The sequence below is a fragment of the Armatimonadota bacterium genome, assembly GCA_029907255.1.
Taxonomy (GTDB): domain Bacteria; phylum Armatimonadota; class UBA5829; order DTJY01; family DTJY01; genus JAIMAU01.
On sequence record JARYMF010000003.1, the window covers coordinates 12,494 to 25,924 of the forward strand.

Consider the following 13,431-nt stretch of genomic DNA (forward strand, 5'->3'; position numbering starts at 1 on the left):
CTAGAAAATAGGCGCTTAGAATTTTTAAATGCGCAGTAACTGCGGGGCACTTCGAAGGTCTATAATTTTTGTTGTTCTCCTTTCAAGTTTAGTTGCTCCTGCCAACGCTTCTCTGAGTAACGATGAGGAGAAGCTCCTCGGTGCAATTAGCCTTCATCGTATGGTTACAACTATCAACCGCTTATGTAGTCGCGATTTTGGGGGTAGACGTGCAGGAAGTCCAGAGAACAAGGCGGTTGCCGATTACTTGGTTTCGAGATTTAGGAGCGCCGGACTTTACCCTTTGCCTGGAATTAATGGCTATCTTCAGTCGCTTACAATGCGCTATTCTCTTGTCAAAAAGAAGGATGAAATAGAAGCTGTCCTTACATATGCTGTGCAGTCGAACAAAGGCATGCTCCAAAGAATGCGAAGGTTTTCGTATAGAGACTTTAATGGCAATGGAGGCATAAAATTAAAATCTAAGGTAGTTTTTGTTGGTTACGGCATAAATGATTCGCAATCAGGATACAACGATTACTCAGGTATCAACGTAAATGGAAAGATTGTATTGTGGATTTCGGGAAGGCCACCAATGGTGGCAAATGTATCAGGGGCAACTCTAGCACACAAAATAGCTACTGCATATCAGCAAGGGGCTGTGGCATGTTTAATCTATAATCCTCACGCCTTTCAGGAAGGATTTGGCGCAAACATCGGGCTTTCTGGACCAATTGCTGATTTTCCGTGTATTACAATTGATAGGAAGGTCGCAAATGAATTGCTTGCACCAGCAGGCTTGAATATCGAGCAGTTGGCATCAATGAAGCCATTGAATCTGCCCCGAGGCGCACAAGGGGCAGAGGTGGAACTTCGGATACCGCAGGTTTGTGACCCTGCTCGCCGCACATTTAACGTCATAGGTGTTCTTCCGGGGTCTGACCCTTTAATTTCAAATGAAATCATCATTGTAGGTGCGCACTATGACCACATTGGCGTTGGTGCTGGAGGCCAATTTTTCCCAGGTGCTGACGATAACGCTTCAGGAACCTCGGTTCTCATTGAAATAGCAGATGTTCTAAAAGATACAATGCTTAAACCAAGGCGGACAATTGTCTTTATCGCTTGGACTGCAGAGGAAGCAGGTCTTGTGGGAAGCAATTATTTTGTTGCAAATCCTCCGTTTCCGCTGAAAACGGTTCGTTTGAACATCAATCTCGACATGGTAGGAATTGGTACCCCAAAAGCATTTGTTGCTGTTGGTACTTCTCACGATTCACTTTCGATTTTAAAAGAGAGTGCTTCGGACTTAGGTATCACTCTTTCCTTCAATACACGAGTAGGCCCTAGTGATCATCTTGCTTTGGCGCGTAAAAAAATACCCAGCTTTCTAATTTATGCTTCTGGCGAACACCCAAACTATCATACGCCCAGGGACGTGCCTACTTCTCTTAATATGAATGTGCTCGAGCATGCTGCAAGGCTAGCTGTTGTTGCTACCTGGCGCGCGGCAAATGAGTAGGGCTGGGGAGTTTGTGGGTAATGTGGAAGGGGTATAAAACCTCCGAAGATGATGTCACTTTTGTGACCAAGGAGGTGTGAGTGAGGATGAAGAGGCTTTTATTAATTTTCATTGTTGCTTTGTTTGCAATAACGTCATTTGCGGCAATTGCATCTGCTTTTACAATGAATGAGCAAGTCGTTGTTGCAGGCGAGCTTATTGCTATCGCCAGAGTACCCGCTGGTGGGTTAACGCCGACTCAAAGGATTGAGCGTATAAATGAAAGACTTGCATATATTTTGGGATATGAGAGGCTGAGCCCTAGTGCAATTTATCTCGTGCCCAAAGGAGATTGTATAGCAATCATGGTAGGTAGAAGTCTTCTTATGACTGTTACGCCCAGAGATGCAAAAGCTAACAATACTACAGTCTCAAAGCTTGCCCAAGAGTGGTTAAGGAATGCTAGAATGGCACTCCCAAAGGCAAGGCCAACAATGGGCGTTTTAGCTTAGCTCTATGGCCAGAGCAAGCGATGCCAGGGAAGGCAAGGAGCGGATAAGACCTTTGTCTTATCCGCTTTTTAATTTTCTTTCCAATCCTGAAGCTTGTTTGTAAACAAAGTTTATGCTATAAGTAAAATCGTGGAATCTATAATCAATAAAAACGAGTGCTGTGGTGCTAAACTTCCGATAGACGTCATAATAGACACCGATATCGGAACTGATGTAGATGATGCATATGCTTTACTCTTTGCGCTTTCTTCCCCCGAGATAAATGTCAAAGGGATTACACTGGTTCACGCAGACCTCGAAACGCGCGAAAGAATAACACTTAAGCTGCTCAAGCTTTTTGGACGAACCGATATTCCCGTGGCTAAAGGTCTAAGCCATCCGTTAAAGGCTGATAGGCCCATTTATTGGGGTGGCCATGAGGGTAGAGGACTCGACTTTTCTGATGTAGAGAATTTGCATGCAATATCTGAACATGCTCCTGAGTTCATAGCGCGCATAGCCGCTGAGAATCCGGGGAAAATTACATTGATTACTATTGGCCCGATGACGAATGCGGCGGCAGCAATTGGGATGTTCCCCAACGAGATGCGGTGCCTAAAAGGCATAGTTTCAATGGCATCAACATTTAATGGTTTTGGACAAGAAAACGCAGGCATCGAACACAATGTTCGTTTGGATCCAGAGGCTTGTGCTGTGGTCTTGGGGTTTGGCTTGCCGGTTACAATTGTCGGACTAAATGTTACATTAAAAACCTCGCTTACGCGTGAACACCTGGCTGCTATCGAAGCAGCAGATACTGATTTATCGCAATTTTTCTTTCATATGACTAGTGAATGGCTTAATATTACTGGCAGGGATTATGCCATCATGCACGATGCGCTTGGCGTGGCGGCGGCTTTTGAACCAAAAGTCGTGGAATTAATCCCAGTAAGCGCGGCAGTCAGCACTGACATAGCAGGATTAATCACTTATGAAAAAGCAAATGAAACTTCGTTGATAAGAGTTGCAAAATCGGTTGATATAGAACTTTTCAACAGTTTATTTCACCCGCGGATATTGTCTGCAATGAAAAGTATTTAAGTGAAAGGTTTAATAGTTGGAAAAGAACAGCTGGGTATCATCAAGGAAATTAGCACAAGCTTTCTGGGTTCAAGCAAGGGCGGATTTTGCAACCGCTGTAAGTCTATTAGATGCGGGCAAATATTACGCTAGTGTGTTTTTTAGTCAGCAAGCTGCGGAAAAGGCGCTGAAGGCAGCGGCGTTGGAAAGGCTCAATAAAAACCTCAAAGGACACCATTTAACCCAAATGGCAAACATGTTGAATGCGCCCGTAGATGTAATGAATGAGGCCGCAAAGTTAAATGCCGAATTTCTTGCTTCTAGAGACCCTGAAGCTTGTGGAGGGATTCCAGCACAAATGTATGACCGCGAATCAGCTGAGACTCGTTTAAGGGCTGCAGAAAAAATCATTGAATGGGTGAAAACTTTGCTTTAAGGGGGTACTTAAATGGCTTATTTACTGGGTATTGATATCGGAACAAGCGGGACTAAAACTCTCTTAATTGATGAGTCAGGACGTATAGTTTCATCAGCAACCGATTCTTATCCACTGAGTACACCCAAACCCCTCTGGGCCGAACAAAACCCTGGGGACTGGTGGCATGCTACGATTTCAACCATCCGCAATGTTCTTATTGAATCAAAAGTTGATCCGGCTGAAATAAAAGCGATTGGGCTAACAGGACAAATGCATGGCGCAGTTTTTCTTGATGAGCGTAACCAAGTCATTCGACCTAGTATTCTCTGGTGCGATCAGCGAACTGAAGCCGAATGCAATTGGATAACCGAGGCAATCGGAAAGGAAAAGGTCGTCGAGCTTACAAGCAATCCGGTGCTTACTGGGTTTACTGCCGGAAAAATTATTTGGTTGAGAAATAATGAGCCGGAAAATTATGCAAAAGTTCGGAAAGTTTTGTTGCCGAAAGACTATATAAGGTTTAAGCTAACAGGGGAATTCGCCAGCGATGTTTCGGATGCGTCCGGTACTTCGCTTTTCAATGTTAGGGAGCGAAAATGGGCGGATGAGATGCTTGATGGGATAGGGATTCCTCGTGAATGGATGCCTAAGGTTTACGAATCGCCAGAGATTACTGGAGAAGTTACCGAGGAAGCCGCAGAGATGACTGGTCTTAATGCTGGAACACCTGTCGTAGGCGGTGGAGGTGACCAAGCTGCTGGCGCAGTCGGAAATGGTGTTGTGGAGACAGGCATAATATCTTCGACTGTTGGTACTTCAGGTGTTGTTTTCGCATTTGTCGACAAGCCTGTTGTAGACCCTGGACTAAGGGTGCACACATTTTGCCATGCTGTGCCAGGAAAATGGCATGTAATGGGTGTTATGTTATCCGCAGGGGGATCATTACGGTGGTATAGAGACACTTTAGCGGATGTCGAGGTTGCCGAAGCAAGAAAAAGAGGCGTTGACCCTTATGATATCCTTTCAGAGGAAGTTGCAAGTGTGGAACCGGGATGTGAGGGATTAATTTTTCTGCCTTATCTGACCGGAGAGCGAACACCTTATGCAGACCCTAATGCGAGAGGAGCTTTCTTTGGAATTACGCTTAGGCATACAAAACGCCATTTTGTAAGAGCTGTTTATGAAGGCGTGGCTTACGGACTTCGCGATTCTTTCGAAATTCTTCACGAAATGCAAGTACCCATAAAACAAGTGCGCGCTTCTGGTGGCGGTGCTCGGAGTGCTGTATGGCGACAAATTCAAGCTGACATAACCGGCATGGAGCATGTAACGATCAACGTAGATGAAGGTCCGGCATTTGGAGCAGCGCTTTTGGCGTCTGTTGGGATAGGAATCTATCCAAGTGTCGAAGAAGCTTGCCGAAGCACCATCAAGGTTGTCTCCTCAACACATCCAAATTTCAAAAACAAAGCACTTTATGACCGGTTCTATGCAGTTTACAGGGCGCTATATCCCGCATTGAAAGAGCAGTTTCGAATTGTGTCTGAAATAGTTAAAACAGCGTGAGCTGTTGCATGCTCTTAATGTGAAGGCTCGGATATAGAAGCAAATGGCTATTCTTGGCGTTGATATTGGTGGTACAAAAACAATAGTTGCAATTGCCGATGATACGTGTGAAATAATTGCCTTTTCGCGTATTTCAACACCTCGCGAACAGGGTCCACAAAAAGTTCTTTCTGACATTGAACATGCCCTGAAGAACCTTATTGCGCAGACAGGCAATACCCCAAGCAACATTCGAGCAATTGGTATTGGATGCGGCGGTCCACTTGATAGAGAAAAAGGCGTAATCTTGACTGCACCAAATCTTCCCGGGTGGGACAATCTTCCACTTGCAGAATACTTCCAGAGTGCCTTTTGTGTGCCTGTTTTTATTGATAATGATGTCAACCTTATGGCGCTAGGAGAAGCGCGCCGAGGAGCAGGCGTTGGGGTAGATAACTTGGCTTATTTCAACATTGGCACTGGAATAGGCGGTGGAATCATTATTAATGGAAAGCTATATCGAGGTTGTGGCAATGCTGCGGAGTTCGGGCATCAAATAATTCTCCCAAATGGACCCAAATGCCTTTGCGGAAGATGGGGTTGCTTGGAAGCCTTAGCCTCTGGTACTTCAATTGCACGTCGAACACGAGAGTATCTAATGGAAAATTCGGATTCAAAGATTTTAAATTATGCTAAAGATATTGCTTCAGTAACGGCGGAAGATGTGGCGAAAGCTTCAAATGATGGTGATAAGCTTGCACTTCAAATTTGGCAGGAAACCGGTGAGTACATAGGTTTAGGTGTTTCGAATGTAATCAACATTCTCAACCCTAGGATGGTAATTATTGGCGGCGGGGTTATGAAGGTAGGCAATTTGCTTCTCCACCAAATCAAAGAAACAGTCCAAGCAAGGGCGATGAAGCAGCTAGTGGACGATGTTGTCATTGTAAAAGGAGCTCTTGAGGACCAGGCGGGGGTAATTGGCGCTCTTTACCTTGCAAAAGAAGAAGAATAGGAAAGGTTTTTGCTGAAACAAGCCGGTTAAAAATCAATTTACCAAGAGGTTGCCTTCGCTTTTGCGTTTTGCCGCTTAATTCATTGTTGATTAATCAACATCTTTTTGTCGACCACCATGGCAATTCTGCATGGCCCATGAAAATGAAGGCTTACATGCGGAAGCCCAGCCTCATGTGCAATATCCAATAGCTCTGTCGGAGAAAAGGCGCTACGGAATGATAGTTGCAGGTCGTATTTGCTAAGTTTATTTTTAATAAATAGCGCTCCTATATCGGCGGCAAGTATGCATAAAGTCCTTTTGCGAAGATCTGAGACGACGATACCTTGAAGCGCGATTTGGTTTGCAGAGTGGAGTAACAGGATAACGTCATCTTTGGATAGATGATGAATAATTTGTGAACATGTGATAAAGTCAAAAGAGCCTTCCTTGAAAGGCAACTGAAGTATATCTTGTTGGTAAATTGCAATTTCTGGGTATGAGCGGACATACTGGCGAGCAAGTTCGACAACAATGGGGTTTTTGTCCACAGCCGTGATGCATACTGCGATTCCTTGGCGCCTAGCCCACCGCACAATTGACATTGGTATATCGGCAAGACCGGTGGCAAGATCTAGTATTCTAATTGGCTGTCTGGTGGGATAGGAGCTAATTAAGTGAGTTAGATGCCTCATAATAACAGAAGTTCCACCAAGCCATTTGTTCCCAATTTTGACATCTCTTAGATAGCCCTCAATTTCTAAGCGCGTAGGTTTGAAGATATCGAAAGGGTCTCGTTCATTCAACGTTTGGTTTAAAAGTTTTGGTTTCATATGAATTTTCGACGTTTTCCGCAAGCAACAGCTTAAACTCTCAAAAATGCACAGCCTCATAGCAAGTTGAAAGACGTCTGCCTATGAGGAATCATCATCTAGATTCCCCTTAGTAAAAGCCGAGAAAACATTATTTGAGTATTGATTAAGGTTCCATTCTTGATATCTTGCCTTCTATAAATTAAAATTGCATGAGCATGATTAGATAAGGAGATTGCGATGATAATTGGAACGCCAAAAGAGATAAAAGACAACGAGTATCGCGTGGCTCTTGTGCCGGCTGGGGTGGAGCAGTTAGTTGAAATGGGCCACAAAGTGCTTATTGAACGTGATGCTGGCCAAGGGACGGGCATTACCGATGATGAATATCGAAAAGCTGGAGCTGAAATAGTTGACTCAGCTACTGAAGTGTGGAGCCGAGCGGATTTTATTGTCAAAGTAAAAGAGCCACTTCCTCAGGAATTTCCGATGATTAAACAAGGGCAGATAATTTTTACGTATTTTCACTTCGCTGCAGATAAGAATTTAACGCTTGCAATGGTAAGGAGTGGCGCAATCTGCATGGCGTATGAGACAATCCAACTGCCTGACGGTTCGCTACCACTCCTTACGCCGATGAGCGAAATTGCCGGCCGCATGGCGGTTCTGGAGGGCGCGAAGTATTTGGAGCGACCAATGCTTGGTCGTGGTATCCTTCTCTCCGGCGTTCCTGGCGTTGAACCTGCACATGTGGTTATCCTTGGCGGTGGCATAGTTGGAGCAAACGCAGCCAAGATTGCCGCTGGAATTGGTGCGAATGTTACTATTTTGGACGTAGATCTCGAGCGCCTGCGATATCTTGATGACGTCATGCCTAGAAACGTAACAACGCTTCATTCTAACCGCTATACAATTCGGGAGAAACTAAAGCAGGCAGATCTTTTAATCGGGGCTGTTTTATTAAGAGGCGCGCGAGCGCCGATATTGGTAACGCGGTCAATGCTCAAGCTAATGAAACCTGGTGCAGTAATCGTAGATGTTGCAGTTGATCAAGGTGGATGCGTTGAAACTATTCGCCCAACCACTCACAGCAATCCAACTTACGTTGTTGACGGAATTGTTCACTATGGGGTCACAAACATGCCTGGTGCGGTGGCTGGGACTTCAACTTATGCTCTTACAAATGAGACACTGCCTTATGTAGTCAAGCTTGCGAATTTGGGTTATCCAAAGGCACTGCTGGAAGATTCAGCGCTTAGAGCTGGCCTAAATATCGCTTTTGGTAAAGTTGTTCTAAAGCCAATTGCTGAACAGTATAACTTGCCTTACATGCCTGCTGAGGAGGTGCTAGGCGAAATTAAAAGCGCTTAATTTTTTAAGGTAATTTAAAATAGTCAAGCGGGGAAATGTTATTCTGCGTCTTGAATTTCAATTAAATCATCTAAATCGCCGGAAGCATACTTTCCTAATTCGCAAATTCCTTTGAAAGAACATTTGAGACAGCAGTGTAGATTGCAAGTTGGTGGAAAGTCGTCCATTACTGCGATATTACGCGCAGAATCTTGAAGAGAGCTCACCATAGCTTCGAAGCTTTGTTTGAGATATGCTTTTGTATCTTCTATCTCCTCAAAGCTAACTGTGTTTTCTAAACAATGGAAATCTGGGTGGAGACGGGTAGGGCATACAGCTATATTCTCAATTGGTGCATTCCACGTTGAAGACGTATACATCGCATAACATGCAAGTTGCCTGCTTTCATATGGGGAAGCACTGCCAGTCTTCCAATCGTAAACAAGAATGCGTTTGCCATCTTTGAGCGCAAAGTCGAACTTAACATACATGAGAATTCCGTCCATGTAAAAACTTGCATTCTTATCTATCGGAAGCCATCTATCAGCGGGAGTCTGGTTGATTTTCTCTAGGATTTCTGATTCAGCGAAGTTTGTAATGCTGGTGAGTGCTTTGTTTTTAAGCCTTTCTTTTGTTGCGTTGTTGACTTCAAGATTATAATAATGCTCGAAAAGATTGGGATATACATCTGGTGGATTTTTGCGCCAAAGTTGATTACGTGAACCCTGCCAGCCTTGCCTTAGCCTACGCATAATTTCTGCGCGGGCATCTTCTACATTGACGATTTTGCCTTCCCGTGATTGTTCCAACATCCATTGAATAGTTTGATGCACGACATCACCAATCCACATATCAAGGCTTTTAATGAACTTCATTTCATATGCAAGTTTTGCTTCTTCGGGTGCATCTTCATAGATGCCTAAGGGTGCGAGGTAGAAAGTATAGTAGTAACGCCTTGGGCATTCCTCAAACATTCTAGCGCGTGACAGCGACCAACTTAGAACTTTTGTTCCACCCATAATGGTTTCTATTTAAGCGTTTTTACCCTATTTATACAAGCAGGAAGGCGTTTCCTACAGATGAAACTATGTTTTCTAATTTGTTTGGCACAATAAAGCCTGGGTTGTTACCCCCAGGCTATTGTGTTGAAGCAATGTTTTTATGATATCGGCTTGTTGCTAAGGCGATTACCGAACTTCTGCCATTGCAGAGGCTTTTGCCATGCGCAGGCGTTCTGCGACGTTGTCCCAATTGACAAGGTGTTCGATAAATGCTTTTGTCCATTCAGGACGCTTGTTTTGATATTGAAGATAATAAGCATGTTCCCAAGCATCGCAGACAAGAAGCGGAACCACACCCCATTGTGTTCGATTCTCGTGCTTTTCTGCGCCAAGTATCACAAGTTTGTCGAACATGGGATTATATGCAAGTATAGTCCAGCCAGAGCCTTGGATAGCATTGTTGGTGGCAGAAAACAGGTTCTTGAACGCTTCGAAGTTGCCAAAATTAGCGTTAATGGCATCAGCTAGGATGCCATCTGGCATTCCTCCACCGTTGGGCTTCATGTTTGTCCAAAATATCGAATGAAGGATGTGGCCTGACCCGTGGAACGCAAGGTCATTAACTAGGCAATTAATATTGGAGAAATCACCTGATTTAAGCATTGACTGGATTTTTTCTTCGGCTGCGTTTAGCCCTGCAACGTATGCTGCATGATGCTTATCATGATGAAGGCGGAGCAATTCCTCGCTATAGTATGGTTCGAGGGCATTGTAATCATAGGGCAGTGGTGGCAGTTCATGTGCCATTGGTTTTATTCCTCCTTTAAGTTTAATAGACTTGGATGCAAACAGTTCTGGGATAATCAAAATCAGGGAAGATAAACTACAACTCGCTAGTAAGAGGAAATTGCGCCTGTTCATTCTCCCAACTTCCCGCAACTGTTCGCCCAATTTATAGTTTGCATATACCCATGGGTAATGAAATCGAAACCGCGTAAGCCCGATTGTTTTTTAGGAGTTGTGTTTTCAATAGCTTTGTAGCGATTGCTTCAAAGTTGAGCGTTTCAAAAATAGGGGGAAATGCCTTGCCAGCTAATTAAGGGCTTGAATTGCAAGTTTCCTTTGCATAAGTTTAATCAATATAGAAAGCGTATAATCTCACTTTTTCTGCGCCCCAAGTTGAATCAAACGTTGCGCGTATACCTGTTGCAGGGATTCCTATATCAAGGCGAACCATACGCTGGTAGTTACCTTTCACGTTGCGCCATAGTTTCCAGCCATTTTGCGTTTTTACTTCAATACGAAAGTCTTTCACCATTTCTTCTGGTATACATCGCAGCTGGTTGTCTCGTTGGTGATAGCTCATCTGAATAATCTTCGAAAGTGCACTGTCAAATATTAAGGTCGCGCTTGAAACCATCTGTTGCATTTGCCAAGTATATTCAACGCTGTCTCCAATGCGCCCATCCCATGCGTGCTGGATATCACCTACCGGACGATTGATTCCATCTCTTAGAGGTTCTGGGTCACCATATGATGCCTTAAGTGTAGATTTCTTTGTCAGCTCGGAAAACTTTTGCTTTACCCATGGGAGATAGCAGTCCTGGCGTAGTAGAGACTGCTGAAGCTCTTCTATATGCGCATTGACTTCTCGTGGAGTTAACCCTTTTTTAACCGCAATCGCGGCTGCTGTGCCGACAGCTTGCCCCATCACTGAGGCTGTCCCCATTACCCGTGTTGAACTCATGGCTGCATGTGTCATTCCAGCGCATCGCCCTGCAAACATAAGGTTTTCGATGTTTTTCGAATATAGGGAACGGTAAGGTATTCCATATGGTGAAGGAGCAGGGTGGAATATTGTCGGCTTGCCTTTCCACCAAAAGCCACCTGGGTGGTGGTCGTCCATTGTCCAACCGCCATATGCTACTATATCCGGGAAGCGTCCTTCTGCTTCGATGTCATTTTGGGTAAGCATATGGTCGGCAATATAGCGGCGACTTTCGCGTTTGCCAGGAAGGAATTGGACCCATTCAAGCACCCAATTTTCTGCACCATGGTCGCCATGATTCTTAAGATGATCCCACATTCCATAAACAATCTTTAGGAGTTCATCTCGTATTTTCTCAGTGTCATATATGCTATCGTTCTCGCCGCCAAGCTCTAGCCACCAATAACCCATCTCAAGCCACCCATGATGGCGGTAAGGCAAGTCATCGTCAGATGGGAAGTCATAGGCCCAACTGGGTGGTTCGAAATGCTGGGGCGAGCCCGTGTCCCTTGCTTGAAAGAGGAGTGTCATGCCCATAGTCTTGCGGTCAGCAACTTCAGGCTCGATGGATTCGTTGTATTCGCTCTTTGCTTCACGCCCTACGCGATATTCAGCCCCTGTTAACGGGGCAAGAATTGCATCTCCTGAGCAATCAGCGAAAATTTTGGCTTCTATTGTATGATAAGTTTGCGTTGTTGTTTGCCATCCGGTAATAGACTTAATTCTTGTGCCATCCATTTTTGCGTCAAGGCAAGAACAGTTTAGATAGTACTGCAAGTTTGGCTCAAGCATTACCTTTTCATAGAGGATTGTGTCCCAAATGGAAAAACTTCTTTGCGGATTACGGCGAAGGTTTTCGAGCCTCAGCTCTTCGAGGATGCCTGTTTCTCGCATGTTTGGTATTTTGCCATGGCGGTCTGCTCCGCAAATATGAACTCTTATTTCGCTTGAAGAGTTACCACCGAAGACTGGGCGGTCTTGCATGATAGCCACCTTAATACCTTGTCGGGCAGCAGCAATGGCAGCGCAAATACCCGCCATTCCACCGCCTACAACACAAAAATCAACCTTGTGGGTCAGCTTTTTCATAGCTCGCCTCCACATAAATTAACGTATTGTTTCAGTTAAGAATGATTGATTACTTTCCGCGCTCTTCTAGTATTTTTTGTAGTGGATCAATGATGGCATGAGGCTTCGCCATCTGCTCATCGAACCAATTGTTTTGGATGGCAATGCATTCTTGAACTATTTCCGGTTTCTCATCGGAAATATTTGTAGTTTGGTAGGGGTCATTTTCTATGTCGTAAAGCTCGATTGGCTCAAACTTGTAGCAAAGGGGATCGTATGTCCGCACCATTAAGTGCCTTTTTGTACGAACTGCCCGCTGGATTGTGTAAAGTCCATGGTCCCAAACAAGATAATTCCTATCTAAACCAGGTTTTCCTTGCAAATTTTCGAAAAATGACTTACCGTCCCAGTCTTCGGGGATTTCGATATCTAAAAGTTCACATAAGGTTGGAGCGAAGTCTATGCTGTAGAGGAAGGCATCTGATTTACAGCCTTCCTTTGTTACGCCAGGCCAGCGTATAATTAGTGGTATTCGGTGGATGCATTCGTCAGCGCATACGTGGTCGGAGTATATCCCATGCTCACCAAAAGCATCTCCATGGTCAGCCGAGATAATGACTGCAGCATCATCTAAGACTTTTTGACGGTCCAGTTCGTTAAGCACAATTCCAACATGATGGTCGACGTAGGCGATCGCGGCGTCGTAGCCTGTTATAATGTGCTCGAAGTCTTGGCGTGAGGAGATGGACCCAGGCATTAATGGGAATGGGCTGATTCCATCTTTAAATTGTCCTTGTGCCGTAAATGGTCCTTGGACTTCCTGGTGTTTGCGAATAGCTTCTTCATCAGGCCACGTTTGTTGAACTGGAAAGTCTTTGAATTTGTCAGCCCATGATGCGTCCATTTTATAGCATCGGTGAGCGTCCCAATAATTGATGTGCAAGAAATAGTTTTCTCGGGTTGCGTTTGTCTTAAGCCAACGGAGAAGGGGAGCATTTACTTCCTCAGCAGTCTCGCTTCCGCATTTCAGGTTTGGCGTATGGAATTCTGTCCAGCCGCACATGAACCAATATGCGCTATGGCGGTCTGCGAAGTTGGAGAAGCTAAACGTATCATAGCCGCAAGCCCTCAATTTGCGCGTAAATAGCTCGTTGTCAGGTTCTGGACCGCCGTAATTTGTGTGTCGCAAATGAAATTTTGCACCAACACCAACGTTAGATGCCACCCCATTTCTAATGCCAAAGCGTCCAGAAATCCAATTTGCTCTTGATGGAAGGCATGGGGAGTTTGCACAATAATAATGTTGAAAAATGACTCCCTGTTTGGCAATGGCGTCTATATTTGGTGAGGTTGGCCTATGGTATCCATAGCATCCTAGGTGGTCAGGCCTCAAGCAGTCTATGTCGAAATATATGATTCTCATT

General features: G+C 44.6%; 12 protein-coding genes. 7 read left to right on the forward strand and 5 right to left on the reverse strand.

The window, feature by feature from the left end:
• Nucleotides 1–28 precede the first annotated feature (28 nt).
• From QHH26_02795 to QHH26_02820, 6 genes are all read left to right on the forward strand, one after another.
• On the forward strand, nucleotides 29–1,501 hold the full coding sequence (locus tag QHH26_02795; protein ID MDH7480888.1) for a M20/M25/M40 family metallo-hydrolase: 1,473 nt from the start codon (nucleotides 29–31) through the stop codon (nucleotides 1,499–1,501).
• 86 nt (nucleotides 1,502–1,587) lie between these two features.
• A complete protein-coding gene (locus QHH26_02800) occupies nucleotides 1,588–1,992 on the forward strand; it encodes a hypothetical protein (protein MDH7480889.1) in 405 nt (134 codons plus the stop codon).
• 129 nt (nucleotides 1,993–2,121) lie between these two features.
• Complete coding sequence (locus tag QHH26_02805) at nucleotides 2,122–3,072, forward strand: nucleoside hydrolase (protein ID MDH7480890.1); 951 nt, start codon at nucleotides 2,122–2,124, stop codon at nucleotides 3,070–3,072.
• 16 nt (nucleotides 3,073–3,088) lie between these two features.
• Complete coding sequence (locus QHH26_02810; GenBank protein ID MDH7480891.1) at nucleotides 3,089–3,487, forward strand: HEPN domain-containing protein; 399 nt, start codon at nucleotides 3,089–3,091, stop codon at nucleotides 3,485–3,487.
• A gap of 12 nt (nucleotides 3,488–3,499) precedes the next feature.
• A complete protein-coding gene (xylB, locus tag QHH26_02815; protein MDH7480892.1) occupies nucleotides 3,500–5,035 on the forward strand; it encodes a xylulokinase in 1,536 nt (511 codons plus the stop codon).
• Between the two features lie 43 nt (nucleotides 5,036–5,078).
• Entirely contained in the window at nucleotides 5,079–6,029 is a 951-nt protein-coding gene (locus tag QHH26_02820; protein ID MDH7480893.1) for an ROK family protein, read from the forward strand.
• 80 nt (nucleotides 6,030–6,109) lie between these two features.
• On the opposite strand, the gene QHH26_02825 is transcribed toward QHH26_02820, so the two are convergent.
• Nucleotides 6,110–6,841, reverse strand: a complete 732-nt coding sequence (locus QHH26_02825; protein ID MDH7480894.1) for a methyltransferase domain-containing protein — start codon at nucleotides 6,839–6,841, stop codon at nucleotides 6,110–6,112.
• Between the two features lie 219 nt (nucleotides 6,842–7,060).
• Between QHH26_02825 and ald the strand changes: the two genes are divergently transcribed.
• Nucleotides 7,061–8,191, forward strand: coding sequence for an alanine dehydrogenase (gene ald / locus QHH26_02830; protein MDH7480895.1), 1,131 nt, complete (start codon nucleotides 7,061–7,063; stop codon nucleotides 8,189–8,191).
• Nucleotides 8,192–8,229: 38 nt separating this feature from the next.
• Here ald and QHH26_02835 read toward each other — a convergent pair whose 3' ends face one another.
• The 4 genes from QHH26_02835 to QHH26_02850 form a co-directional block, all read right to left on the reverse strand.
• Nucleotides 8,230–9,189 carry a PD-(D/E)XK nuclease family protein gene (locus tag QHH26_02835; protein ID MDH7480896.1) on the reverse strand — a complete coding sequence of 320 codons (960 nt, stop codon included), beginning with the start codon at nucleotides 9,187–9,189 and terminating at the stop codon, nucleotides 8,230–8,232.
• Nucleotides 9,190–9,357: 168 nt separating this feature from the next.
• Complete coding sequence (locus QHH26_02840; protein MDH7480897.1) at nucleotides 9,358–9,978, reverse strand: superoxide dismutase; 621 nt, start codon at nucleotides 9,976–9,978, stop codon at nucleotides 9,358–9,360.
• Nucleotides 9,979–10,303: 325 nt separating this feature from the next.
• Complete coding sequence (locus tag QHH26_02845; GenBank protein MDH7480898.1) at nucleotides 10,304–12,028, reverse strand: FAD-dependent oxidoreductase; 1,725 nt, start codon at nucleotides 12,026–12,028, stop codon at nucleotides 10,304–10,306.
• Between the two features lie 49 nt (nucleotides 12,029–12,077).
• Complete coding sequence (locus tag QHH26_02850) at nucleotides 12,078–13,430, reverse strand: sulfatase (protein ID MDH7480899.1); 1,353 nt, start codon at nucleotides 13,428–13,430, stop codon at nucleotides 12,078–12,080.
• Between the last annotated feature and the right edge of the window lies 1 nt (nucleotide 13,431).